This window comes from uncultured Sphingomonas sp., from assembly GCF_964244265.1.
GTDB lineage: Bacteria > Pseudomonadota > Alphaproteobacteria > Sphingomonadales > Sphingomonadaceae > Sphingomonas.
Genome location: NZ_CAXTHV010000004.1, coordinates 16,975 through 41,441, shown reverse-complemented (window position 1 = coordinate 41,441; position 24,467 = coordinate 16,975). Strand labels below are relative to the sequence as shown.

17 protein-coding genes and 1 pseudogene are annotated in these 24,467 nt (G+C 68.6%); 5 read left to right on the top strand and 13 right to left on the bottom strand.

Annotation, left to right across the window (positions count from 1 at the left end; genetic code table 11):
* The first annotated feature begins 59 nt into the window (after nt 1-59).
* From ACFE7K_RS02515 to ACFE7K_RS02505, 3 genes and pseudogenes are all read left to right on the top strand, one after another.
* On the top strand, nt 60-1,490 hold the full coding sequence (locus tag ACFE7K_RS02515; RefSeq protein WP_375396582.1) for an NAD-dependent succinate-semialdehyde dehydrogenase: 1,431 nt from the start codon (nt 60-62) through the stop codon (nt 1,488-1,490).
* 45 nt (nt 1,491-1,535) lie between these two features.
* On the top strand, nt 1,536-1,811 hold the full coding sequence (locus ACFE7K_RS02510) for a transposase (protein WP_375396581.1): 276 nt from the start codon (nt 1,536-1,538) through the stop codon (nt 1,809-1,811).
* 115 nt (nt 1,812-1,926) lie between these two features.
* A pseudogene (locus ACFE7K_RS02505) lies at nt 1,927-2,211 on the top strand (family 43 glycosylhydrolase); the annotation flags it as partial.
* Nucleotides 2,212-2,275: 64 nt separating this feature from the next.
* On the opposite strand, the gene ACFE7K_RS02500 reads toward ACFE7K_RS02505, so the two are convergent.
* From ACFE7K_RS02500 to ACFE7K_RS02485, 4 genes are all read right to left on the bottom strand, one after another.
* Nucleotides 2,276-3,406 (bottom strand): helix-turn-helix transcriptional regulator, encoded by a 1,131-nt coding sequence (locus ACFE7K_RS02500; RefSeq protein WP_375396580.1) that lies wholly within the window; start codon nt 3,404-3,406, stop codon nt 2,276-2,278.
* 271 nt (nt 3,407-3,677) lie between these two features.
* The gene (locus ACFE7K_RS02495; RefSeq protein WP_375396579.1) at nt 3,678-3,929 is read right to left on the bottom strand and encodes a hypothetical protein; all 252 of its coding nucleotides are present in this window, start codon (nt 3,927-3,929) and stop codon (nt 3,678-3,680) included.
* 37 nt (nt 3,930-3,966) lie between these two features.
* Nucleotides 3,967-4,287 (bottom strand): hypothetical protein, encoded by a 321-nt coding sequence (locus ACFE7K_RS02490; protein ID WP_375396578.1) that lies wholly within the window; start codon nt 4,285-4,287, stop codon nt 3,967-3,969.
* Nucleotides 4,288-4,360: 73 nt separating this feature from the next.
* Nucleotides 4,361-9,775, bottom strand: coding sequence for a choice-of-anchor D domain-containing protein (locus ACFE7K_RS02485; RefSeq protein WP_375396577.1), 5,415 nt, complete (start codon nt 9,773-9,775; stop codon nt 4,361-4,363).
* A 375-nt stretch (nt 9,776-10,150) separates the two neighbouring features.
* On the opposite strand from ACFE7K_RS02485, the gene ACFE7K_RS02480 reads away from it, so the two are divergent.
* A complete protein-coding gene (locus ACFE7K_RS02480; RefSeq protein WP_375396576.1) occupies nt 10,151-11,110 on the top strand; it encodes a rhodanese-related sulfurtransferase in 960 nt (319 codons plus the stop codon).
* A gap of 21 nt (nt 11,111-11,131) precedes the next feature.
* Here ACFE7K_RS02480 and ACFE7K_RS02475 read toward each other — a convergent pair whose 3' ends face one another.
* The 8 genes from ACFE7K_RS02475 to ACFE7K_RS02440 form a co-directional block, all read right to left on the bottom strand.
* Complete coding sequence (locus tag ACFE7K_RS02475; protein WP_375396575.1) at nt 11,132-12,238, bottom strand: hypothetical protein; 1,107 nt, start codon at nt 12,236-12,238, stop codon at nt 11,132-11,134.
* Nucleotides 12,239-12,263: 25 nt separating this feature from the next.
* On the bottom strand, nt 12,264-13,994 hold the full coding sequence (locus ACFE7K_RS02470) for an amidohydrolase family protein (protein ID WP_375396574.1): 1,731 nt from the start codon (nt 13,992-13,994) through the stop codon (nt 12,264-12,266).
* A gap of 8 nt (nt 13,995-14,002) precedes the next feature.
* A complete protein-coding gene (locus ACFE7K_RS02465) occupies nt 14,003-15,562 on the bottom strand; it encodes a serine hydrolase (RefSeq protein WP_375396573.1) in 1,560 nt (519 codons plus the stop codon).
* Between the two features lie 61 nt (nt 15,563-15,623).
* Entirely contained in the window at nt 15,624-16,721 is a 1,098-nt protein-coding gene (locus ACFE7K_RS02460) for a DUF1611 domain-containing protein (RefSeq protein ID WP_375396572.1), read from the bottom strand.
* Nucleotides 16,721-19,072 (bottom strand): TonB-dependent receptor, encoded by a 2,352-nt coding sequence (locus ACFE7K_RS02455; protein WP_375396571.1) that lies wholly within the window; start codon nt 19,070-19,072, stop codon nt 16,721-16,723. The genes ACFE7K_RS02460 and ACFE7K_RS02455 overlap by 1 nt, the downstream gene beginning before the upstream one ends.
* A gap of 87 nt (nt 19,073-19,159) precedes the next feature.
* Nucleotides 19,160-20,452 (bottom strand): peptide MFS transporter, encoded by a 1,293-nt coding sequence (locus ACFE7K_RS02450; RefSeq protein ID WP_375396570.1) that lies wholly within the window; start codon nt 20,450-20,452, stop codon nt 19,160-19,162.
* On the bottom strand, nt 20,449-21,459 hold the full coding sequence (locus tag ACFE7K_RS02445; RefSeq protein ID WP_375396569.1) for a dipeptide epimerase: 1,011 nt from the start codon (nt 21,457-21,459) through the stop codon (nt 20,449-20,451). Before ACFE7K_RS02445 ends, ACFE7K_RS02450 begins: the two co-directional genes overlap by 4 nt.
* Nucleotides 21,459-23,459 (bottom strand): serine hydrolase, encoded by a 2,001-nt coding sequence (locus ACFE7K_RS02440; RefSeq protein ID WP_375396568.1) that lies wholly within the window; start codon nt 23,457-23,459, stop codon nt 21,459-21,461. The genes ACFE7K_RS02445 and ACFE7K_RS02440 overlap by 1 nt, the downstream gene beginning before the upstream one ends.
* A 129-nt stretch (nt 23,460-23,588) precedes the next feature.
* Here ACFE7K_RS02440 and ACFE7K_RS02435 point away from each other — a divergent pair, with 129 nt between their 5' ends.
* Nucleotides 23,589-24,269 (top strand): helix-turn-helix domain-containing protein, encoded by a 681-nt coding sequence (locus ACFE7K_RS02435; protein ID WP_375396567.1) that lies wholly within the window; start codon nt 23,589-23,591, stop codon nt 24,267-24,269.
* On the opposite strand, the gene ACFE7K_RS02430 is transcribed toward ACFE7K_RS02435, so the two are convergent.
* Nucleotides 24,266-24,415, bottom strand: coding sequence for a hypothetical protein (locus ACFE7K_RS02430; RefSeq protein WP_375396566.1), 150 nt, complete (start codon nt 24,413-24,415; stop codon nt 24,266-24,268). The genes ACFE7K_RS02435 and ACFE7K_RS02430 overlap by 4 nt on opposite strands.
* Nucleotides 24,416-24,467: the final 52 nt, after the last annotated feature.

Sequence of the window (24,467 nt, the reverse complement as noted above, 5' to 3'; positions counted from 1 at the left end):
ACGCCCCCGTCTCGCCTAAGGAGCGGCCCTTGTCGCGGCCGTCGCGAAGGATCTTTGCCATGACTGATGACCATGCCGACCTCCAGCTCTTCGTCGACGGCGCCTGGACGTCGGGCGAAGGCCGCGACACGGGGCCTGTGTTCAACCCCGCGACCGGCGAGACGATCGCGGAAGTGCCGTTCGCGACCCCCGCCGATCTCGACGCCGCGCTCGCCGCCGCGGATCGTGGCTTCATACTGTGGCGCGCCACCGACGTGCAGCAGCGCGCCGCCATCCTCCATGCCGCCGCCGCGCTGATGCGCGAGCGCGCCGACGCGATCGGCCGGCTGCTGACACGCGAGCAGGGCAAGATCCTGGCCGAGGCGAAGGCGGAGGTGTTCGGCGCGGCGCAGATGTTCGACTGGTACGCCGAGGAAGCGCAGCGCGCCTATGGCCGCGTGCTGGTGCGCCCGACCGGGCAGCGCTCGATCGTCATCCGGCAACCGGTCGGACCGGTGGCGGCGCTCTCACCCTGGAACTTCCCCGTCTATCTCCTTGCCAAGAAGCTCGCGCCCGCGCTCGCGGCGGGATGCTCGGTGATCGCCAAGCCGCCGGAAGAAACGCCCGCCTGCACCAGCGCCTTCTTCCGCTGCCTGCTCGACGCCGGCCTCCCCGCCGATGTTGCGCAGCTCGTGTTCGGCGTGCCCGATCAGGTCAGCCGCCATCTCATTGCCTCGTCCGTCATCCGCAAGGTCAGCTTCACCGGCTCGGTTCCGGTCGGCAAGCACCTGCTCAAGCTCGCCGCCGAGGGCGTCAAGCGCACGACGATGGAGTTGGGCGGCCACGCGCCGGTGCTGATCTTCGCCGACTGCGACCTCGACAAGACGCTCGACATGGTGGTGCCGCAGAAGTTCAGGAACGCGGGCCAGGTCTGCGTGGCGCCGACGCGCTTCTATGTCGAAGCGCCGATTTACGACGCGTTCCTCAAGGGGTTCGCCGAGCGTACGGCGAAGCTGCCGATCGGCGACGGCATGGACGAGGCCACGCGGATGGGCCCGCTCGCCAACCGCCGCCGTCCCGACGCGATCGCGGCGCTGGTCAACGATGCGACCGCGAAGGGCGCCCGCGCGCTGGCCGGCGGCGAGCGCGGTGACCATGGCTATTTCTTCCAGCCGACGCTGCTCGCCGACGTGCCGCTCGACGCCGACATCATGTCCAACGAGCCGTTCGGGCCGGTGGCGGTGACGCGGTCGTTCGAGACGATGGAAGAGGCGATCGAACAGGCGAACCGCCTGCCCTACGGCCTCGCCGCCTTCGCCTTTACCGAGAACGGCCGCCGCGCCAACCGGCTCGGCGACGCCATCGAGGCGGGAATGGTGGGCATCAACACCTTCGCGATCTCGGTCGCCGACGCGCCATTCGGCGGGGTCAAGCAGTCGGGGTTCGGTTCGGAGGGCGGCACTGAGGGTTTCGACAGTTACTGCGTAACTAAAGCAATACATCAGGCGTGAGCGACCGGCCTCAAGAGCTGTCAGACCACATGCACCAATTGGTAAGTGGGCTTGCTTGCAACCATCTTCGTAATCAGGAACGGTCTGCGGTGGCGGGAAGCGCCGGCGGAGTACGGTACGCCCAAGACGATCTACAACCGCTTCATCCGCTGGAGCCGGCTTGGCGTGTTGCCCTCCGCTCGGCGGCAGAGGGGCTGTTCCCCGACGTATCGGATGCACCAGAGGCGGCCTGAACTCATCTCGAACGGTCGGCCCCCGCCGTCGCACACGCATGAAGCTTCGAAGGTCATGCTCGGCAACAGGGGCCATGACGCCGACTGATTCCGCGCCGCCCTGGCAGATCGCAAGATCACCGCCTGCATCCCCTCACGCAACAACCGCAAGGTAGCGACCCGCACGACGCCGCGCCAGCTACGACTATTGCTGCAAGAAGGAACAGAGCAACTATTACGTGGCGGTCGGGCGAGCGCGATCGATCACCGGCTCCTATGTCGGTCGCGACGGCAAGCCGATGATGGAGGGCTATGGCACCGCCGTCATCGCCGAGCGGCCGTGGGGATCGACCAACTGGCGCGGCCCCGGCCATTGCGGCCTGTTTCAGGATGGGCAGCGGACACTCGTGGTTTATCACGCCTATGATGTCGCCCATGCCGCGCGACCGACACTCCGCCTCGCCGAACTGAGTTGGGATAGCGCCGGCTGGCCGGGGGCGGTTGTCTGACAGTCGGCAGCCCCTTCCTGCGCGGCTGAACCCCTGGCCTCAACCGCCGAGCACCGTGGTATGGCTAGATCTTGTCTTGATCGAAAGCCAGCAACGTTCGAATCAGATCGGCCTGGCGGCGGCAGCCCGTCTTGGCGAAGATCGTGCCGAGCTGCGCGCGCACGGTATGGATCGAGATTGCAGCACCGTCGGCGACCTCGCGCAGGGTGCCGCCCTGCGCGATCGCCAGCGCCACGCGCGTCTCGGCCGGAGTCAGCCCGAAGCGCCGCCGGAGTCTCAACTCGGTCGGCAACGCGGGCGCGGGGCCGGACGCGACGGTGATCAGAATGATCGGCTCGGTCGACCAGGTCGCGCTGCTGCGCGGCCCCAGGGGAGCGACGTCGAGTCCGTAGGACGCTCCGCCGGTACCCCGCAATCGCATCGCACCGCCCGCGGCCGTGGCCGGGTCGCGGCTGCCCGCCTGCGCGATCAGGCGCCGCAACGCCGCGTCCTCGTCCGGGAGGGTCGCGGTGAGAACGCCGTTCACGCTGCGGAGCGCCGCGCCGGCGCCCAGCATGGCTTCGGCGAGCGGGCTCATTCGCTGGATGCGGCCGTGGACGTCGGTGAAAAACAGCCGGTGCGGCGTGGTCGCGACCAGCTGGTCCACCGCGTCCAATGCGGCCTGGCTGATCTGTACCTGCCGCCCGAGCCGCACCGAGCGCCCGAGATGCGTTTGCCAGCGACGGGCGTGCGCGATTTCATGGTCGTTGAAGATGTCGCGATGGAGAGGCCGCGCGAAATTCATTGTCGTGGTGGTCGTGCCGATCAGCGTCAGGCCCATCATGATGCCGTTTTCCGAGGCGATCGATCGAAGGAACTCGTTGAAATAGGCGGTGCGGTGCAATGTCTCGCGCTGGACCCAGTCTTCGTACCGGATCGTCGCGGGCTGCCAGGCGGCAACATACAGGAGCGGGTCACCCACATCGTGAAGCGGATTGTTCTGGGCCCATCGCGACGTGTAGATGGCCATCGTGTCGTCGGGGACGAGTGCCGTGTATCCCCCGCCCTCGCCCGTGAAGATGTCCAGCGTCGTCATGCAGGCGGCCTCGGCCGACAGCTCGCGCGCGAGCATCTCCATGACCCGCACCCACAGATCCGGGTCGAAGGCCGCGTCGTAGATCTGGCCGATCAGGCTCGTCAGATGATCTTCGCTCATCGCGGCGGGCGGTTCACGACCGCGACGGCGCGACGATTACCTTTGCCCGTACGGTCGCAAGCGCAATGTACAAAGGTTCCGCCCCCCGGCTGCCGATATAGTGCAAATAGATGATATTTATCAAGTAGGGAATGGTATCGATGGCGTGTCGCGCGAGCAGGCAGGTGCCGGTTCGCGCAAGATCGGCTCTCGCCCTCACGCTATCGCGTCATTAAACAAAACAGTCCGCCGGGTGCCGAATAGCTTCGTCGAGCGGCCGTGGACGTGCCTGCTAGTGCGACGACTTCACCTGAATCCCGTTTTCCGCGAGCGCGGTGATGATCTTGGCGGCATTGGCGTTGCCGCCCGCCGCGAGGCGCTGCGTACCGCTAGCCAGCGCGTCCAGCTGCGCGTCGACCTTCGCGATCGTGGGCTCGCCCTCCTTCTGCCGCTGTATCACCTGCTCGAGGCTGCTGTGCGTCGCGAACACCTGAGTGAGATTGGCGCCGAGCAGGATGCAGAGGGCGACCAGCCCGAGCAGCACGCCAAGGCCTGGAGTCCGAATGCTCATTCCATCTACCTCAATTCGTCTTGGCCGGGGCGGGAGATGCGGGCGGCGTCGCGCCCGGCGTTTCCTTGAACGTGATCCCGTTCTGCGCCAGCAACGCCTTTATCGCGGCATCGTTGTTCTCGGCCGCGCTCTTGGCGAGCATCCGGATCAGCGACGCATTGACGTTGGCGGCGGTCTGGGCGCTCGCGGCCTTGGCCTGACCGGCGGCGGCCGCTTGCTGCAGCGACGTATTGGCGATCGCGAACCCGACGGTGACGATCGACAACACGAGGGCCAGTGCGCCCGCGATCAACTGCGCCCGGTTCAACGGCGGCTCGATGTGTGCGGTCATGACCGAACGGCCCCTCTCGTTGCTGATGGTCCAGCGATCCTGCGCCCAGCGACGCGAGCGGACATGTTATCACTCAGCGCGCGAAAGCCAATCCACCCTTTTGCCGCTTCGCCCGCCGGATGCCGAAGCCGACCAGGCCGAAGCCGAGCACCATCATCGACCATGTCGCCGGCTCCGGCACGGAGGGGGTGGGGGGGGTGACCGCGCCGGTGACCTGGGCGCGGATGTTGATCGTGATCGGTGCCAGGGTCAGATCGCTCAGCCCGGCGTAATGGCTGTAGCCGTTGAACGTCAGCGTATCGACATACGTGCCATCGCCGAGCCCGGAATAGTTGAAGTTGAGGAAGTTGCCGGTGTCGCTGCTGCCGCCGCTCAGGTTGGCGAAGCTCATGCCCGTGAATGTATAGCCGGTGCCCCCGCTGTTCGAGAACATCCCGCCGAGCGTCTCGTCGAAGCTCATGTTGGCGATATTGTTGAGGATGCCGAAATCCGTCGTGGTCGACCCCACGCCGCTCATGATCGTGCCGAGATCGAGCAGGTAGCTTGTCCCACTGCCGGTCAACGTGCCGGCGCCGCTTGCCTTGAACAGATTGGCGATCGCGATCTGGGTGACCGTCCCGCTGAAGGCGATCTGCTGCGAGGCGAGCGTCAGCGGCGCCAGATCGGGATCGGTCGAGGTGAAGCCGATCGTGCCGTTGCCCGAATAGACGCCGGCGGTGGCCGTATTCTCGGCGAACGTTAGGTTGCCCGACTGGCCGCTGCCGAGCGCGCCGGGCGCGGAACCCGTCACATTGGCCGGCAGCGAGGCGATGCTGGTGTTCAGCGAGTCGGTCAGTGCGCCGGTCGCCGCATTGGTGACGGCGACGCTGGCCGTCGGCGCCGCCGATCCCGCGCGCACCGCGCCAAAATTGACGTTGGTCGTGGCGAGTTGCGCCACGGCGACGGCATAGACCTTGCCGTTGACCGTGACCGTCTGGCTGGCGAGCGCCGCCTGCGCGAGGCCGCTAGTGCCCGTGCCGTCGGTCGCCAGACCATAGGTCACCGTCCCGCTGAGCGTTCCCGCCGTGGCGGTGCTGAGCGCCACGCCGGCCGTCGCGCTGGCGCCCGGATTGATGAGGCCGGGCGTCGACGTCGAGCTCGCGCCATCCGCGCCCGTCGCGCTCGTGACCGCCAGCTTTTCGGAATAGGCGCTCACCGGGGCGGTGTTCGTGATCGTGACGTTGCCCGCCAGGGTGCCGCCGACGCGCGTCGCACCGAGATTGACCGGGTTCGGCGCGATGCTGGCCGATGCCGCATTGTAGGCCGCGCCCGACAGGTTGAGCGTCTGGTCGGCGACGTTGTCGAAATTGTTCGCGACGACGATACTCTGGCCCGCCAGCGACCCGGCGGTGGTGCCGGTATAGGACAAGGTCACGTTCGTGCTGCCGCCATTCGCGGCAACGACGAAGTTCGAGCTAGACACGCTGACGGTGTTGGTCGGCGCGCTTTCGACCGCCCCGCGCAGTGTCGTGGCGGTGCCGTTGTTGGTGATGGTCAGCGTGGTGGAGCTGGTCCCGCCGAGCCGGACGTTGCCGACGTTGAGCGTGTTGCCGCTGAGCCCCGCGCCTGACAGCGTCTGCGTCGCGCTCACCGCCAGGATCAGGCCGCTGCCGGTCACGTCGGCATGGGCGTTGAAGGCGTTGCCCGAGCCGAAGTTGGCGTTCTGGTAATCGGTGGTGACCAGCACGTTGTTGGCGCCCAGCGCCAGATTGCCGTTGTTGGTGAGGAAAGCCGCGGTCGAGCCGCCCGCCGCGCCGGCCAGGTTCAGCGTGCCGCCGGCGTTGGACTGGATCGTGCCCAGCGCCCCCTGGGGACCGGCGACGCCGGTGATCGCCTGCGAGTTCAACGTCCCGCCATCGGCGACGATCGTGCCGGAATTGGTGATCGGCGTCCCGACCGTGCCGTGCCCGTCGATGAGACCGCTGTTGGTCAGGCCCGCCGGTGCGCTGAACGTGCCGTCCTGGAGGCGGATCTCGCCGGCATTGGAGAAGGCGCCGTTGCTGGCGGTAAAGGTCCGGCCGTTCGCCAGTACCAGCACGCCCGACTGGGCCACCTGCTGCAGCGAACTGTCGATGGTCGTGGGCGTGCCGCCGCTGAGCGGCGTGACCTCGAGCACTGAATTGGCGCCCGACAGGAACACGGTCGTGTCGCTTCCGGCGTGATTGGTGCCGATCGTCACGATCGAATTGGTCGCGTTCGACCGCAGATCGAGCGTGCTCGCGGCGCCGGTCGTGAACGAGCCGTAGAAGCCCTTGTCGAGCACACCGCCACTCTCGAGATTCACGAGGCTGGCGTCGTTCGCCATCTCGAACGTGCTGCCGGTCCCCGCCGAGAATGCACCGAGCGCGGTATTCTCGTAAGAACCCTGCGCGAGGGTCAGCGTCGCGCCGCCGTTGTTCGCCTGAACCTGGCCGTTGTTCAGGAAGGCGACGTTGCCCCCCGTGCCGAGGCCGTTGCCCGCGCCGATACCGCCGGAGCCGCCCTGCGCATCGATCGTGATAGCGCCATCGGCCAGGATGTTGCCGTCATTCTCGATCACCCCCTGGTTCGCGCCGATGCTGCCCGTGCCGCGCACGATCTGGCCGCTGCCGATCGTCATCGTCGTGCCGTTGTAATTGTAGAAGGTCGCCCCGGCATCGGCCAGGACCACGGTCCCGTTGCCGCCGAGCGTGCTCGTCGTGGTCTCGCCGAGTAGCGTGGCGTTGGCGCCGAGGGTGATCGTGCCGTTGTTGGTCAGCATGTTGTCGATGCGCAGATTGTCGTTGGTCACGTTGAACGTGGTGCCGTTGGTCAGCGTCACGTTCTGGAGATACTGGTTGCCGCTGTTCGCCTCGAACTTCGAGCCCGCGTCCGACGTCAGCGGCCCGTTGAGGATGCGGACGTCGTTGTCGAGGTGGATGGTCGAGCCGCCGAGCGCCTGGATCGAGCCCGCGCCGCTGTTCTCGTACAGCCCCTGCGCGAAGGTCAGCGTCGCGCCGCCGGTCGCCTCGATCAGCCCCGTGTTGAGGAAGGCGGTGTTGGTATTGGTGCCGACGCCGTTGCCCGTGCCGATGCCGCCATTGCCGCCCTGCGCGTCGAGCGTCAGCAGGCCGGTGCCCGATCCGTTGGCGTTGATCGTGCCGTTGTTGGTGACCACGCCCTGGTTGATGCCGACATTACCCGATCCGACCACCGTCTGGCCGCTGCCGATCGTCATCGCCGTGCCGTTGTAATTGTAGAGCGTGGCGGTGCCTGCGGCGGTGGATGCCAGCGCGATCGTGCCGGTGCCGGCGATCGCGCTGGTCGTGGTCTCGCCCAGCAGCGTGCCGCCGGCGCCGAGCGTGACCGTGCCGTTGTTGGTCAGGGTGCCATCGATGTGCAGCGTGTCGTTGGTCACGTTGAACGTCGTGCCGTTGGTCAGCGCCACGTCCTGGAGATACTGGTTGCCGCTGTTCGCCTCGAACATGCTGCCCGCACTCGCGGTCAGCGGCCCGTTGAGGATGCGAACGTCGTCGTTGAGGTGGATGGTCGAGCCGCCGAGCGCCTGGATCGAGCCCGCGCCGCTGTTCTCGTACAGCCCCTGCGCGAAGGTCAGCGTCGCGCCGCCGGTCGCCTCGATCAGCCCCGTGTTGAGGAAGGCGGTGTTGGTATTGGTGCCGACGCCGTTGCCCGTGCCGATGCCGCCATTGCCGCCCTGCGCGTCGAGCGTCAGCAGGCCGGTGCCCGATCCGTTGGCGTTGATCGTGCCGTTGTTGGTGACCACGCCCTGGTTGATGCCGACATTACCCGATCCGACCACCGTCTGGCCGCTGCCGATCGTCATCGCCGTGCCGTTGTAATTGTAGAGCGTGGCGGTGCCTGCGGCGGTGGATGCCAGCGCGATCGTGCCGGTGCCGGCGATCGCGCTGGTCGTGGTCTCGCCCAGCAGCGTGCCGCCGGCGCCGAGCGTGACCGTGCCGTTGTTGGTCAGGGTGCCATCGATGTGCAGCGTGTCGTTGGTCACGTTGAACGTCGTGCCGTTGGTCAGCGCCACGTCCTGGAGATACTGGTTGCCGCTGTTCGCCTCGAACATGCTGCCCGCACTCGCGGTCAGCGGCCCGTTGAGGATGCGAACGTCGTCGTTGAGGTGGATGGTCGAGCCGCCGAGCGCCTGGATCGAGCCCGCGCCGCTGTTCTCGTACAGCCCCTGCGCGAAGGTCAGCGTCGCGCCGCCGGTCGCCTCGATCAGCCCGGTGTTGAGAAAGGCGCTGCTGGTGTTGGTGCCGACGCCGTTAGCCGAGCCGATGCCGCCATTGCCGCCCTGCGCGTCGAGCGTCAGCAGGCCGGTGGCGTTGATCGTGCCGTTGTTGGTGAGGACGCCCTGATTGGCACCGATGTTGCCCGTGCCGACCACCGTCTGGCCGCTGCCGATCGTCATCGCCGTGCCGTTGCTGTTGTAGAGCGTCGCGCTGCCGTCGGCGAGGCGGATCGTGCCGGCGCCACCGATGGCGACGGACGATGCTTCGCCCTGTACGATGCCGCCGGTCCCGATCGTGATCGTGCCGTTGTTGGTCAGCGCGCCGTCAAGATGAACCGTATCGTTGGTGATGTTGAGGGCGGAGCCGCCGGTGAGTGTCACGCCCTGGAGATATTGGTTGCCGCTCGTCGCCTCGATCTTGCCGCCGCCGCTGGAGCTCAGGCTGCCATTGGCGATGCGGACGTCGTCGTTGAGGTGCACGGTCGAGCCGCCGCCGCTCGCCTGGATCGATCCGCTGGCGCTATTCTCGTAGAAGCCCTGGGCGAACGTCAGGATCGCGCCGCCGATCGCCTGGAGCAGCCCCGTGTTGTAAAAGGCCGCGTTGGTGTTGCCGCCGACGCCATTGCCGGCACCGATGCCGCCGTTGCCGCCCTGCGCGTCGAGCGTCAGCAGGCCGGTGCCCGTGCCGTTCGCGGTGATCGTGCCGTTGTTGGTGATGACCCCCTGATTGGCGCCGATATTGCCGGCACCGACGACGCTCTGGCCGCCGCCGATCGTCATCTGCACACCGTTCTGGGAATAGAAGGTCGCGCCGCCGCCGGTATCAGTCAGCGTGATCGTCCCCGTGCCGGTGATCGCCAGGGCCGTGGACTGGACGAGCAGGGTCGAGCCGTTGCCGATCGTCACCGCACCATTGTTCGTGAACGAGCCGCCGCCGATGCGAAGCGTGCCCCCGGCGATGTTGATCCTGTCGCCGCTGTCGAGCACGATCGTGCTGATCGTGCGATCGTCGGTGACGCTGACGACCGAGCTGATCCCCTTGCCGCCGTCGATCCGGGCGTCGTCGCCCGCGCCCGGCACGCCGCAATCCCAGCCGCCCGCGCTGCCCCAGTCCCCCGCGCCGCCGTTCCAGGTGCAGACCGCGGCGGCGGCGGGCGTCGCGACGGTGGCCGCGATCAGCGAGAAGGCGGTGCTGGCAAGCGCGAGGCTGCGAACGCTGGAAAGGTAACGCATGACGAAAGTCCCCTATGACCCACGGGCGCCCCGCGTCGCGGACCCCGGAGGAGTCGCGAACCCGTGCCGCCTTAACCTTTTGTTTACGGTTGGCCGGGATCGCTCCGCATCAGCCGTTTGTACTATGCCGCGCTGGCGATCGGCGGATTCGAGCTCCTTTTTTCCCGACTTGGGACAGAAAAGGAGGGTTGATGAAGCACCGGCTCCGGCCACCTCCCCGGCGCGCGACTCACCCGGTCGCGCGTCAGCCAACGAGGGCCGCGGCGATGTCAGCCCATCTCCGGTTGGAAGCACCATGGCCCATCAATCGACAGCCGATTGGACGTCGACTACAAGATAGCCTTGCCGCGAGACATCGAACCCACCGATGCTGACGTGACCGTCACCGATCCTCCGATCCGGGTCGTCGCCCTTTATCGCTTCACGACGTTCGCGAACTGCGACGCGTTGCGTGCCCCGCTGGCGGCCGCTTGCCGCGCCGGCGGAGTGTGCGGCACGTTGCTGCTCGCGCGCGAGGGGATCAACGGCACGATCGCGGGCACCGACGCCGCGATCGACCACATCCTCGCGCATATCCGCGCGCTGCCCGGTTGCGCCACGCTGGACATCAGCGAGAGCCGCGCCGAGACGATGCCGTTCCACCGCATGAAGGTGCGCATCAAGCGCGAGATCGTTACGATGGGGCAACCCGGCATCGATCCGGCGACCCATGCCGGCCAGTATGTCGAGCCGAAGGACTGGAATGCGCTGATCGACCGGCGCGATACGATCCTGATCGATACGCGCAACGATTATGAGGTAGCGATCGGCAGCTTCGCCGGCGCCATCGATCCCGGCACCCGGAGCTTCCGCGACTTCCCGGCCTGGTTTCTCGCGCGCAAGGACGACCTCCTCGCGGGCGATCGGCGGCCGCGGATCGCGATGTTCTGCACCGGCGGCATCCGCTGCGAAAAGGCGACCGCCTTCCTGAAGGCGCAGGGGCTGGACGAGGTCTACCACCTCAAGGGCGGCATCCTGGGCTATCTCGAAGCGATCCCGGTCGAGCAGAGCCGCTGGCAGGGCGAGTGCTTCGTATTCGATCAGCGCGTGGCCGTGGGCCATGCGCTCGCGCCCGGCAGCCACGATCTCTGCCACGCCTGCCGGATGCCCGTCGGCGCACGCGATCGCGCGTCGCCGCTGTACCGCGAGGGGGTCAGCTGCCCGGCCTGCCACGCCGACCGCAGCGAGGAGCAGCGGACCAGATACGCCGAGCGTCATCGCCAGACCCGTCTCGCCGACGTGCGAGGGCACGCCCATGTCGGGGCGATCTTTCCGTCCGGCGACGTTTCAGACTGAAAAGCTGGAGGCGTTCATCCTTCAGGCGGCGGTCGCCCCGGCCCCGCCGCGTGCCAGCCGCAGGATGCCGATCGTGAACAGCGGCACGATGAACACCAGCAGCGTCGCATAGGCCATCAGGCGATAGCCCTGGGCGATCAGCGTCACCAGGCCGATGCCGGTGGCGATGAACACCGAGCCGACGGTGATCGCCGCGGGTACGAGAAGGCGAACCGTCCGCGACGTCGCCCGCCCGCGCTTGGCGTTGGCCGCGTCGATCCGCGCGTTGAACGCCTGGACGAATCCCACGCTGCATTCGAGCAGCGCGAAGAACACCATCCCTTGGAAGACGAGATGGAGGACCGGACTGCCCAGCGCGCTCAGGACATGGTCGGACGGCAGGGCCTGCGCCATGATGCCTGGATAGAAGGGCACCAGGCAGACGAAGAAGACGATCGCCGGCGCCATCGCCAGCGGCCCGGCCAGCAGGCCCGCGATGACGGCGTCGCGGCCGGAGCGCAGATGCCGCAGCACGGGCAGGATCAGCACCGCGCCGATCACGTTGTACGACGCATAGGTCACGCCGCCGACGAACCATCCCGCGGTCGATGCCGGCTGCGCGAAGCCGGCGGCGATGCGCGGGCCGAACGACCACAGGCTCGCCGCCAGGAAGATCGCGTAGACCGTATAGAGCAGCACCGAGACATATTTGAACACCGCCTCCGCCGCGCCCTGCCCCGCCGCGCAGACGATCAGTACCGCAACGACCAGCGCCAGCGTGCCGGCGATCCCCGGCAGTCCCAGCACCGCCGTCCCGATCGCGCCCGCCGCCGATCCGAACACCGACAGGACGAGGATCAGGAACGCGAAATAGATGATCTCGAACGCGACATCGAACCGCCCGAGCAGCACGCGAAAGAAACGGTGGTAATCGGTCGCCCCGATCCGGAAGGCGAGGCGGAAGGTCAGCGCGCAGATGACGCTCCACATCGCCATCGCCAGCACCATGCCGTACAGCCCGCCGACCGGCCCGGCCGGCATGAAGAACTCGACGAGCTCGCGCCCCGTCGCATAGCCGCCGCCGATGACGACCGCCTTGAAGGCAAGGCCGGGCAGCAGGTAGCGGTTGACCGAGGACAGGACGCTCATCGCGCTACCTCCGGGCGGTCGATGCTTATGATGTCCAGCGCCACGCGGCGGCGGTCGGCCGACAGCCGCCACCCGGCGCGCCCGTCCACGCCCGGCCGCGGACGACCCGCCCCGTCGCGGCGCCCGTCGGCTTGCCGTCACGCCGCGCGAATCGGCCGTTGACGAGGACATTGTCGACGCCGGTCGCGAGCTGGGCGGGGTTGTCGTAGGTGGCGTGGTCGGCGACGCGGGCGGGATCGAAGACGACGATATCGGCGAATGCTCCGACCCGCAGCCGCCCACGGTCGGGCAGCGACAGATTGTCGGCCGGCAGGCTGGTCAGCCGGCGGATCGCGTCGGGCAGCGTCACGTCGCCGGTCTCGCGCGCATAATGGCCGAGCACGCGGACGAAATTGCCGTAGGCGCGCGGATGGTTCTTGCTGAGCAGGAACACGCCCTCGGGCGCGGGCGCCTCCTCGTCCGAGCCGAAGCTCATCCAGGGCAGCTTGACCGCGCGCCGCACATTGGCCTCGTCCATCAGGAAATAGGCGACGCCGACGCGGCTGCCGTCCTCGATCACCAGGTCCATCGCGGTGTCTTCCGGGCTCGTGCCGCGCTCGCGCGCGACCTGCGCCAGCGTCCTGCCCGTCAGCGGCTTCAGCTTAGGGTTCTTGAACGCCAGCAACAGCAGCCCGTCGGGACCGGCGCCGGCATAGAGGTTTTCCCACGTCGCCGGATGCGGCGTCAGCATCTCCGCCTTGACCCGCGCCCGTGTCGCCGGGTCTTTCAGCCGCGCGATCCACGCCTCCAGCCCGCCGTCCTGCACCCAGGCGGGCATCGACGCGTCGAGCCCGGTCGCGCCGGCGGTATAGACGTACATGTCCGACGTGATCCGCGTGCCCGCCGCGCGCGCCGCGTCGATCATCGCGATGACGCGGTCGATCTTGCCCCAATTCGCCCGGCCGGCCTGCTTGAAGTGATAGATTTCCGCGGGCGCGCCCGAGGCGCGGGCGATGTCAATCGTCTCCTGCACCGCCTCTTCCAGCCGGTCGCCCTCGCTGCGGATATGCGCGGTATAGATGCCGCCGCACGCCGCCGAGACCTTCGCCAGCGCGATCAGTTCGGGCGTCTTCGCATAGGTGTTGGGCGCATAGATCAGCGCGGTCGTGACGCCGAGCGCACCCTCCTCCATCGCCTGCCTGACCAGCCCCTGCATCGCCGCGAGCTGCGCCGGGGTCGGCTGGACGTCCGCCTCCCCGAGCAGGTTCTCGCGCACCGTCCCCGCACCGACGAAGGAAGCGATGTTGGGCGCGATGCCGCGCTTCTCGAGCATCGCCAGATACCCGCCGAGCGTCGTCCAGTTCACCGGGTATCTGACGTCGCCCTGCCGCTTCGCCGCCAGCGCCTTCATCGCCGGCGACAGCGGCCCCATCGACCCTTCGCCCATCACCTCCAGCGTCACGCCCTGCGCGACGTCGGACACCGCGCGGCCGTCGGCGATCAGGCTGACCTCGGGATGGGCGAGCATGTTGATGAAGCCGGGCGACACCGCCCTGCCGCGCGCATCGACCTCGGTGCGCCCCCGCCCCGCCAGATGCGGCCCGATCGCCGCGATCCGGTCGCCCGTCACCGCGACATCGGCGACGAAGGGCGCGCCGCCGCTGCCGTCATACACCGTGCCGTTGCGGATCACGACGTCGTAGCGCGGCGGCGCGGGCGGCCCCGCACCCAGCACGAGGGCGACCAGCGGCAACAGCAGCATACGGGCGGGCGTCATGGCGACTCCTACTTCAACGGGGTCAGCAGCAGATCCTGATAGTCGAAACTGAAATCGGCGGTCGGCGACACCGGCTTCATCGTCACCCGCTCGACCTTGCCGTCGGCGTCGAGCGCGAAGCTGACATAAGCGGGCTCGATGCCCCTGTCGTCGAACCGCGCGACGAAGGTGTCGTACTGATAATGCTCCAGCCGCCCCGTCATCCGCGGCGTCGTCGTGAAGTCGATCGTCAGCCCCTTCGCGTCTGCGCCGACCACGACCTTGCCGTACCACGGATCGGCATAGGCCCCGGCATAGCGGGCGGGCGCCAGCGACGGGCCGACCTGCGCCGGCGTCGCTGCGCGCGCTTGCACCGTCGCGGCGGCGGCGTTGAGGCGGCGATCGAGATAGGCGGCATAGCGCGACGGCCAATCCTGCGGCGGGGCGCCGAGATAATGGTCGAGCAACTCGTACATCAGCCCCATGCGGATGATGCTGTCCTCGCAATTGAGCGTGATCGCGAAGCCGACGTTCCTGTCCGGGATCAGCGCCACGATCGTGGTAAAACCGAACACGCCGCCCGCGTGCCAGACGATGCGCGCGCCGCGATAGTCGCGGACCTCCCAGCCCAAAGCGTAATTCTGGAAGGTCGGCTGCGTACCCGCGAGTTCGGGCGGGGCGGGGGAGATCGGCTCGATCGTCACCGGCTTCCACATCTCGGTCGCCGCGGCTTCGCTGAACAGGCGGCCGCCGCCGGGCAGCTTGCCGTGCGCGAGCTGGAGCTGGATCCACTTCGCCAGATCGTTGGCGCTGACCGCGAGCAGCCCCGCCGGCGCGGACGACTGGCCGAGCTGATCGCGCTCGTCGAGCACCTGCTGCGGCGCCAGCCCGCGCACCACGCCGCCGATCCGCGCGTGCGGGGTGGCGCGGTCGGTGGTGGCCAACCGCACGGCCGGGTCGCCGGTCGCCGTCGCCATGCCCGCCGGCTTGAACACGTGGTCGCGCAGGTAATCCTCGTAGCGCTGACCGCTCACCGTCTCGATCAGCGCGCCCGCGACGGTGTAGAGGATGTTGTCGTAGGCATAGGCGTTGCGGAAGCTCGTCGCCGGCTTGATGAAGCGCAGCCGCCGGACGATCTCCGCGCGCGACAGATTGCCGCGCGGCACGAACAGCAGGTCGCCCGCGCCGAGCCCCAGCCCGCTGCGATGGACCAGCAGGTCGCGGATCGTCATCTCGCGCGTCACCCAGGCATCGTACATCTGGAAGCCGGGCAGCCGGTCGACCACCTTGTCGTCCCAGCCGAGCTTGCCGGCATCGACCAGCGTCGCGAGCGCGGCGACCGTCATCGCCTTGCCGGTCGACCCGTTCATGAACAGCGTGTCGGCATCGACCCTGGCCGCGCTGCCGAGCTTGCGGATGCCATAGCCCCTCGCGAGCACGACCTTGCCGTTCTCGACGATCGCGATGGCGAGGCCCGGCACGCCGGCCTTGGCGCGCAATGCCTCGACCCGAGCGTCGAAACCGCCCGGCGGATCGGCCAGCGCCGGAGCGGCCATGACGAGCAGGGCGGTGGCGAGGAGCTTCTTCATACGGCCTCCGGGACGGGAATGGGTCGGTGCGCGAACCGCCGGACGCTGGGCGTGGCGAAGGTCATGAGCTGGAAAACGTAGCGGAGTCAGGCGTGGCCGATCCGGCGTGCAGGCAGGAATCCGCCAACCGGTCGAAGGCGGGGCCGCCGCGCAGCGGGTCGGCGGCGGGCAACCCGAGTCGCGCGGCGGTCGCCGCGATGATGGCCGTCGCCGCCGCCGCGTCGAGCGCGCCGGTATTGAGGCTGACGCCGGCGCAGCGGATCGCCGGGTTGGTCAGCCGCCCCATCGCCACCGTCTGGTCGATCACCTGCTCGATCGACGGCAGGGCCAGCGTCTCGCGGCCCAGGACGTGCGTCCGCGTCGGATCGTGGCAGACGACGAAGCAATCCGGCTGGCTGCCGTGCAGCAGCGCCAGCGACACGGCCGCATAGGCGGGATGGAAGAGCGACCCCTGCCCTTCGATCACATCCCAATGGTCGGGCGGGGCGGCGGGGCTCAGCAATTCGGCCGCGCCGGCCGCGAAGTCGGCCACCACCGCGTCGATCGGAATGCCCGCCGCCGCGATCATGATCCCGGTCTGCCCCGTCGCGCGAAAGGTCGCGTCGAGGCCGCGCGCGGTGAGGGTGCGGGCGAGCGCCAGCGCGGTATATTTCTTGCCCAGCGAGCAATCGGTGCCGACCGTGAGCAGCCGCTGGCCCGATCGCCTGATGCCGGTGCCGACGGTCAGACCGGCGGGCGGGACGCGCACGTCGATCAGCCGCCGGCCGTGCCGCACCGCGGCCTCCGGCAGACCGGGCAGGTCGGCCAGCCGGCTGTGCATTCCCGAAACGAGGTCGAGCCCCGCCGCCAGCGCCTCGTGCAGCGCGTCCAGCCAGGTCGGCGGGATGGCGCCGCCCGGGCTGGCGACCCCGATCACCATCGCCCGCGCCCCCCGCGCCGCCGCCGCCGCCGGATCGAGCGAGGGCAGGCCGGTGGTCACGGTCGCGCCCGCCAGCGCGAGCTCGCCGACGCACCGCTCACCCGCCCAGTCGCGTAAGCCGAAGGCGGTCTTGGCATAGCCCGGCTCGGTCACGTCGCCGAGGAACAGCAGATAGGGCGCGGGCAGCGCGCCCGTGATGGCGGGCGACGCGTCCGGCCGTGACAGCGTCGCCGCGTGCATCAGAACTTGACGCCGATCGTCGCCCCCAGCGTGCGCGGCCGGATCGAGGTCGCGGTGATGAGGTTCAACCCGGTGCCGCCGATCGCGGCCGGGACCGCGAAGGGATAACCGCTGGCGTTGAGCAGGCCCTGGCTGTCGAACAGGTTGCGGGCGTAGACCTGGATGGTGAAGACGCCGATGTCGGCGCCCGCGCGCAGGTTGACCGTCTCATAGCCGTCCAGCGTGATCTGCTTGCCATAAGCGGCGCGATAGGCGGCGCTGAAGCCCGCCTTCTGATCGTCCTGAACGTGCACGTCGCCGCCGACGAAGACGGCCGTGCCGCCCATCGTCCAGCGATAGTCGGCCGACAGATTGGCGGAGAGGCGCGGCACGAAGGGCAGCTCGTCGCCCTTCAATCCGCCGGTCAGGTTGAGCCCGCCGGTCGACACCGTGTCGTCCTGCAGGTTGGCGCGGGTATAGGCGCCGTTGACCGACACCTCGAAGCCGCGCACCGGCCGCATCGTCGCGGTCGCCTCCGCGCCATAGGTCCGGGCGCGCTTGCCGTTGCCGTTGATGCCGACCGGCGTCCCGTTGACGACGGTGCTGGTCAGGATGAGGATGTTCTTCCAGTCGACATAGAAGCCCGACAGGTCGAGGCTGAACGTGCGGTCGGCGGTCTCCGCCTTCAGGCCGCCCTCGTAGCTGATAAGCGAGTCCGAGCGGAACTCGGCGGGGAAGCCGGCGGGCGCGCCGGCCGGAATGAAGTTGGGGCCGCCCGGCCGATAGCCCTTGGCGACGCGCGCGTAGAGCGCGGCATGATCGTTGATCTCGAAGCGCGGGGCGACGGACCAGGTGAACACCCCCTCCTGCGACCGGCCGGAGACCGGCGTGCCGTTGCCGAGCTGGACGACCTGCTGCCGGCTGTCCTGCTTGTTGTCACTGTACCGGCCGCCCAGCGTCACGTCGAAGCGCGGGCCGAAATGGACCGTGCCGTTCGCATAGCCGGCAAGCTCGCGATAATGCGCGTCGATATTGGCATAGACGAAGCGCGAGAAGGTGAAGGGCCCGAACGTCGTCGCGGTCGGGATGAACGCGCGGGTCGAGAGGATGAAGGGCAGATATTCCTGGTCGAGCGCGGTCGTCTCGTGCGTGTAATAGGCGCCCAGCACGAAGTCGAAGACGGTCGATTTGGGCGACACCAGCCGCACTTCCTGCGTGAACTTCTTCAGCCCGGCGTTGTTGGTGAAGCCGAGCCCCACATTGGCCCCGCCGCCGACGCCGGTGGCCGCGCCATAGACCGCGCCCGCGGTCCCCCGCGCGCCGTTGGTGCTGATGTCGCTGATCTGGTTCTGCTTCTGCGTCGCATAGCTGGAGATGGAGCTGAGCGTCGCGAAGCCCGCGTCGTAATCCAGCGTGCCGCTGTACATGCGATAGGCGATGTTGTGATATTCGGGGTAGCGCTCGTAGCGATATTGCGTCTTGCCGGTCGGCGCGCCGGTAATCGGATTGACCGGCTTCAGCGTCACCGGATCGGCCTCGAACGCCGAGGGCGAATCGACGTCGATATTCTGGATCACCGCCATCAGCCGCGCGGAGAAGCGCTCGCTCGGCTTGAACAGCAGCGACGCGCGGCCGCCGTAGCTGTCGGCGCGATCGATGTCGCTTCCCGCCAGCCCGGCACGCTCGATATAGCCCGGCGTGCGGTGATAGAAGCCGCTCGCGCGCACCGCGAGCATGTCGCCGAGCGGCAGATTGACGAGCGCGTTGCCGACATAGCCGGTCTCGCCGCGCCGCACGTCCTCGACGCCCGCCTGTGCGCGGACCTCGATCCGCTCGGTCGAGGGCGCGTTGGTGACGTATTTCAGGACGCCGCCGAGCGAGTTGGAGCCGTACAGCGTCCCCTGCGGCCCGCGCAGCACCTCGATGCGCGAGACGTCGAACGTGTCGAAGTCGCCCGCGAGCACCGCGCCGTTGGCGAGGCTGCCGCTCTGCCCGAACGGGACGTCGTCGACATAGACCGCGACGGTCGAGCCCACGGAGCCGGTGTTGATGCCGCGCAGGACGAGGCGCGACTGGCCGGGGAAATCCTGGGTGACGTTGAAGCCGGGGATGAGCGAGGCATAGTCGACGAAGCTCTTCGCCTGCTGCCGCTCCAGGGTGTCGCCGCCGATCACCGAGATCGACTGCGGCACCTCGATCAGCGTCTGCTCGCGGCGCTGCGCGGTGACGATGACGTCTTCGGGCTGGCCGGAGACCGTCTGCGACGCCGGATCGGACGGGGTCGTCGCCTGCTGCGCGCTGGCAGGCTGCGCGAGGACGAGCACGCCCAGGGCGCTCGACAGCAGGGTGGCGGTGCGGATGGTGCGCATCATTGTGTCTCCCTTTCAACAGGCCGGGTGATGCCCGGTCAAGCCGTCTTCATTTCTGATAGGGATGTTGATGTCCCAATCGGAGAATTGTCAAGCGGCTTCGGCGTCGCGCTCGCGGTCGTGCTGGACCTGTTGCTCCAGGGTGTCACTCAACCGCAGCATCGCCGCCGCGACGACCGCGAGCAGCGCCAGCAGCGCGAAATAGGCAGGGTGGCTCATCGCGCTCCACAAGGTGCCGATGACGCCCCCGAACAGGCTGCCCGAGAAGGTCGCGAGGAACCAGGCGGCGACCGTCGTCGCCCCCAGCCCGCGCGGCGCGAGCCGGGCGAACAGGCCAAGCCCGGTGGGCAGGATGAACAGCTCGCCGAAGGTGATGATCGCGAAGAACAGCACGAACCACGGCCACGCCGTCCGGGCCGCGCCCGACATGGCCGACAGCGCGACAAGCAGCAGATAGGCGCCGGCGACGATCAGCGCCCCCGTCGCCATCCGCCGCGCCGGCGCCTCGGGCCGCCCCGCCTCGGCCCGACCCCGCCAGTAGCGCAGCAGCGGCGGCGTCATCAGCATCACGAACAGGGGGTTGAGCGCGATGAACCAGCTCATCGGGATCGCCCAGCCGCCCGCCTGCTTGTCGACGCCGCTGTCGGCCCACAGCGCGACGGTATTGCCGAGCTGCTCGTACGCGCCGCGAAACACCGTGACCGACGCGGCGATCGCCACCAGCAACAGCACCGTGCGCCGGTCGAAGCGCCCGCGCGGTGATATACCTTCGACGCGCGCCGGCCGTGCCTGCGCCGGCAGGTAACGCTGGCCCCACAGATAGAACCCCAGCCCCAGGCACATCCCGACCCCCGCCAGCCCGAACCCCCAGTGCCAGCCGTACATCTCCCCCACTGTCCCACAGGCGAGCGGGGCGAGGAAGCCGCCGATGTTCACCCCGACATAATAGACGTTGTACGCCCAGCCGACGCGTTGGTCGCCCGGCTCGTAGAGGTCATCGATCTGGCTCGGCAGACTCGGCAGGAACAGCCCGTTGCCGAGCGCGATGGTGGCGAGCGCGGGATAGAAGAGCGGCGGGAAGGTCATCATGAAATGACCCGCCGCCATCACCGACCCGCCGATGACGATCGCGCGCCGCTTGCCCAGATAACGGTCGGCGATCGCGCCGCCGAGGATCGGCGTGAAATACGCGCCGGCGGTATAGATGCCATAGATCAGCGACGCCTGCTGCTGGCCGAACAGCAGCTCCTTGGTCATGTAATAGACCAGGAGCGCGCGCATCCCGTAATAGGAGAATTGCTCCCACATGTTGGTGAGGAACAGCACCGTCAGCCCGCGCGGCTGACCGAACCAGGCCGGCTGGGCGGGAAGGGGGGACGTCATGCGGGGACGGTTTCGGGCGCTCCCCACACCTCCGGCCCGGCCCACAGCTCGCCGTCGGCATAGATGACGCCGGGCACCCGATCCTGCGCGAGGAAGGTCGGGCCGTCGAGGTCGACGAGATCGCAGACCTGCCCGAGCACGAAGCCCGGCGCGGTGGCGAGGCTGGTGCCGACCATCGTCCCGACCATCACGCCCAACCCCAGCCGGCGCGCCTCGGCCGCCATCAGCAGCCCCTCGGTGAGGCCGCCGCACTTGTCGAGCTTGATGTTGACGACATCGAAACGCCTCGGCGCGGTCGCGACATCGGCGAGCGACACCAGGCTTTCGTCGCCGGCGATCGGGACGGGTGACGCCAGGCCCTCGAGCTCCGCTTCCCGCCCGCGCGGCAGCGGCTGTTCCAGCAGCGACACGCCCTCGACGACCAGCGCCTCGATCAGACCGGGCAGATCGGCCCTGACGAAGCCCTGATTGCCGTCGACCCCCAGCCATACGTCCGGCCGTGCGGCGCGCACCGCCCGTACCCGCTCGATGTCGAGGGCGAGTTCGCCGGTCAGCTTCATCTTGATCGACTTCGCCCCGGCATAGCGGCGCGCGACCGCCGCCATGGCGGACGGATCGTTGGCGCTGACGGTGAAGGTGGTGCGGATGGGCCTCGGTTCGCCCACCCCCGCCAGCCGCCAGACCGGCTGGCCCGTGCGCTTCGCCTCCAGATCCCACAGCGCCGCGTCGACCGCATTGCGGGCACCACCCGGCGGCAGGATGTGGCGCAGCTCCTCCCGGCTCGGCCCCGCCTCGATCGTGGCGCGGGCATCGGCGAGCTGGCCCAGCATGTGCGCGAGGTCGTCGCCCAGATAATAGACGCCCGCCCCCTCGCCCATGCCGCGGTGCTCGCCGTCAGCCAGCGTCACCGTCAGCACGTCCGCGGTCTCGAACACATAGCCCGAGATGCGGAAGGGCTCGGCGAGCCGCAGCGTCTGTGTCGCCGCGTCGAGCCGCAACGCCGCCATCAATAATTGGCCGTCATCGACGTGAGGCCGAACACCACGGCGACGTAGAGCACCACCAGCGTCGCGAGCAGGATCACCACGCTCCACAGCTTGCGCGTCCAGCGGCGGCCATCACGCCACGTCAGCCACGCGTTCCATCCGGCGATGCCGACCGCGCCGACGAAGACGATCGCGCTCGCGATCTGGAGCAGCCAGAGCAGCACGTCGGTGCCGGCCGACAGCTTTTCGAGGCTGGCGAACAGCGTCGTCACGAACACCATCCACCCGGCGAGCAAGGCGAGGTCGAGACCGGCCATGACCCGCGTCGCGCGATACGCCCTGCGCGCCGACCCGGCGACCACCAGCGGCTGGCGATAGCGACGGCGCAGGAACCAGGTCGCGGGCCAGTAGAGGAAGGTCAGCAGCAGCACGGCGAGGCTGGCGTACAGCGCCGGCTTCAGCCACCCGGCCGATCGCGACGCCGGCACCCGGTCCCAGACCGTGAACGGCGCGGGCAGGTCATAGCTCCAGCGCACGACCTTGCCGTCGACGACCTTGGCCGCCAGCCGGTCATGCCCGCCGAGCCGATCGCGCCACACGAAGGGCGCGATCTCGTCCCACACGATGACCCCGCCGCCCGCACCCTTCAGCGACGGGATCACCAGCGCGCCCTTGCCGTCGACCGACACCGGGGTCTGGCCGAACAGGTTGAGGATATCGAGGAAGTTGGAGCTCGGGCGCCGGCTGCCCTGCCACAGGCCCGCCATCATCGTCGCGTGGTCCCTGGCGGTCTTCGCGTCGACCCGCCCGTCATGCTCGGTCGACGGGAAATAGCGGTCGGCGAAATCCTGGAAGACCTGACCGCGCACGATATGCACCGAGCCTTCCTTGCCGGCGCTGTTGAACGACACGTAGAAACCGACATGCTCGGGCATGAACAGGTGCAGCGAGGTGTGGAAGTTCTGCGTGTCGCCCAGATGCGCGATCACCTCATGGCCGTTGGTGTTGGTCTCGAAAAAACCCAGCTCCATCCGGTTGAGGGGCGGGATCAGCGACAGCGGATTGACCTTGTCGAGCGGGCTGTCGTGCATCGTCGCGGCGGTCTGGGGGCTGAGGATGCCACGGCCGTTTTCGAGGTGGGCGATCATGAACTTAGCCATGTCGAGGCCCGAGGCGGACAGCGCGCCGGCGGGGGCGGGCACGACGATCTCGAAGCCCTTGCCCGGCTCCGACGCGCGCGGATAGCCCGTCGCCGACAGCGACGCGAGCGCGGCGGGCAGCGGCTGGCGGAAGCTCGCGGTCTGCATGTTCAGCGGGCGGAAGATGCGCTGTTCGACATAATCGTCGAACGGCATCCCCGACGTGCGCTCGACGATATAGCCGGCGAGCGACGTCGCCCAGTTGGAATAGGCCGGCGTCGTCCCGGCGTCGAAGATGCGGTGCGGCGTCCAGCGCTTCAGATACGCGCCGAGCGGCTGCGCGCCCTTGGGATCGTAGGTGATCAGATCCTTGATCGCCTCCTCGAACCCGGCGGTGTGCGTCATGATCTGGCGCAGCGTGATCGGCTGGCCCTTGCGCGGCGGGATCGTGAAATCGAGGTAGCGGTTGACGTCGGCGTCGAGGTCGAGCTTGCCCGCCTCGACCAGTTGCATGACCGCCGTCCAGGTGATCAGCTTCGATACCGACCCCGGCCGGAACAGCGTGCGCGCGGGATCGACCGGCTTGCGCTTGGCGATGTCGGCCCAGCCATAGCCGCGCGCGGCGATCACCTGGCCGTCCTTGACCACCGTCACCACCGCGCCGGCGATGTCGGCGCTGTGCAGCGCATAGGGCATGTAGCCGTCCAGCCACGCGTCGACATCCTCGGCGGTCAGCGCATGGGCGCCGGCGGGGGCGGGCAGTGTCGCCGGCGGCGTCTGGGACGGCGATGACGCGGGAGCGAGGGGATTGGGCTGTTGCGCGGGCGCGACGGCGCCCGCGAGCGCCAACAGACCGATCGCGAACGGGCGCCAGAATCGCATCGTCGTTTCTCCACCTGTCGGGGGATTGTTGCCCCCGCCGCGCGCCACCGATAGAGTGTCGCTCGATTGCCGATCAGGCCATTGTTATCCTAATCGGAAACAAGGTCAACGGCCAGGAGAGTGGCTTTCGTGTCTTCCGCCCCCACCCCTACCCTCGGCTCGCTGCTCAGCGGGCTGCGGGCGCGCAACGGCTGGACGCTCAAGCAGATGAGCGACCAGTGCGGCATCCCGGTCTCGACGCTGTCGAAGGTCGAGCATGACCGGCTGACGCTGACCTACGACAAGCTGCAACAGCTCAGCCGGCGGCTGGGGATGCGGATGAGCGAGCTGTTCGCGGAGGAGGAGGACGAGGGGCCACAGCCCGTCACCGCGCGGCGCAGCATCGGCGACCACGCGCACGCGGTGAGGGTGCAGACCCCCAATTACGACTATTACTACCTCCACACCGAGCTGCGGCGGAAGCGGATGATCCCGGTGAGCGCGGTGGTGAGCGCCAAGTCGGTCGCCGAGTTCGGCCCCCTCGTGCGCCACGCCGGCGAGGAGTTCTTCTACGTCGTGCGCGGTCGCATCGCCGTCCACACCGACTTCTACGATCCCGTCGTGCTCGACGTTGGCCAGTCAATGTACATCGATTCGACGATGGGCCACGCCTATCTGGTCGCCGACGGCTGCGACGAGGCCGAGGTGATCGGGGTGATGTCGAGCGGCGACGACGAGCTGATGCAGTCGTTGCTCGATCTGCACGAGGAACAGCGCGGCCGCTCCGCCGCGACGACGCCGAAGGCCGTGCGCGACCGCGCGCCGCGCTAGTCCAGCCGCACGGCGCTCGATGCCTTCAGCGCCAGACGGCGGAAGCCGGGCCGGGCGAGCAACAGGAACAGGATGGTCACGGGTCCGGCGATGCCCGATCTGAAGTCATGGACGACCAGCGTCACGCGGATCGCCAACGGCAGCATCGACTATCGCGATGAGCCGATCGCGGGCTGATCGACAATGCCGGGCTGGCCG

Excerpts from the sequence above, each read along its gene's own strand:
- ACFE7K_RS02515 (WP_375396582.1), top strand. The coding sequence starts at position 60 with ATGACTGATGACCATGCCGACCTCCAGCTCTTCGTCGACGGCGCCTGG.
- ACFE7K_RS02500 (WP_375396580.1), bottom strand. The coding sequence starts at position 3,406 with ATGAGCGAAGATCATCTGACGAGCCTGATCGGCCAGATCTACGACGCG.
- ACFE7K_RS02490 (WP_375396578.1), bottom strand. The coding sequence starts at position 4,287 with ATGACCGCACACATCGAGCCGCCGTTGAACCGGGCGCAGTTGATCGCG.
- ACFE7K_RS02485 (WP_375396577.1), bottom strand. The coding sequence starts at position 9,775 with ATGCGTTACCTTTCCAGCGTTCGCAGCCTCGCGCTTGCCAGCACCGCC.
- ACFE7K_RS02475 (WP_375396575.1), bottom strand. The coding sequence starts at position 12,238 with ATGAGCGTCCTGTCCTCGGTCAACCGCTACCTGCTGCCCGGCCTTGCC.
- ACFE7K_RS02470 (WP_375396574.1), bottom strand. The coding sequence starts at position 13,994 with ATGACGCCCGCCCGTATGCTGCTGTTGCCGCTGGTCGCCCTCGTGCTG.
- ACFE7K_RS02465 (WP_375396573.1), bottom strand. The coding sequence starts at position 15,562 with ATGAAGAAGCTCCTCGCCACCGCCCTGCTCGTCATGGCCGCTCCGGCG.
- ACFE7K_RS02460 (WP_375396572.1), bottom strand. The coding sequence starts at position 16,721 with ATGCACGCGGCGACGCTGTCACGGCCGGACGCGTCGCCCGCCATCACG.
- ACFE7K_RS02455 (WP_375396571.1), bottom strand. The coding sequence starts at position 19,072 with ATGATGCGCACCATCCGCACCGCCACCCTGCTGTCGAGCGCCCTGGGC.
- ACFE7K_RS02450 (WP_375396570.1), bottom strand. The coding sequence starts at position 20,452 with ATGACGTCCCCCCTTCCCGCCCAGCCGGCCTGGTTCGGTCAGCCGCGC.
- ACFE7K_RS02445 (WP_375396569.1), bottom strand. The coding sequence starts at position 21,459 with ATGGCGGCGTTGCGGCTCGACGCGGCGACACAGACGCTGCGGCTCGCC.
- ACFE7K_RS02440 (WP_375396568.1), bottom strand. The coding sequence starts at position 23,459 with ATGCGATTCTGGCGCCCGTTCGCGATCGGTCTGTTGGCGCTCGCGGGC.
- ACFE7K_RS02430 (WP_375396566.1), bottom strand. The coding sequence starts at position 24,415 with ATGCTGCCGTTGGCGATCCGCGTGACGCTGGTCGTCCATGACTTCAGA.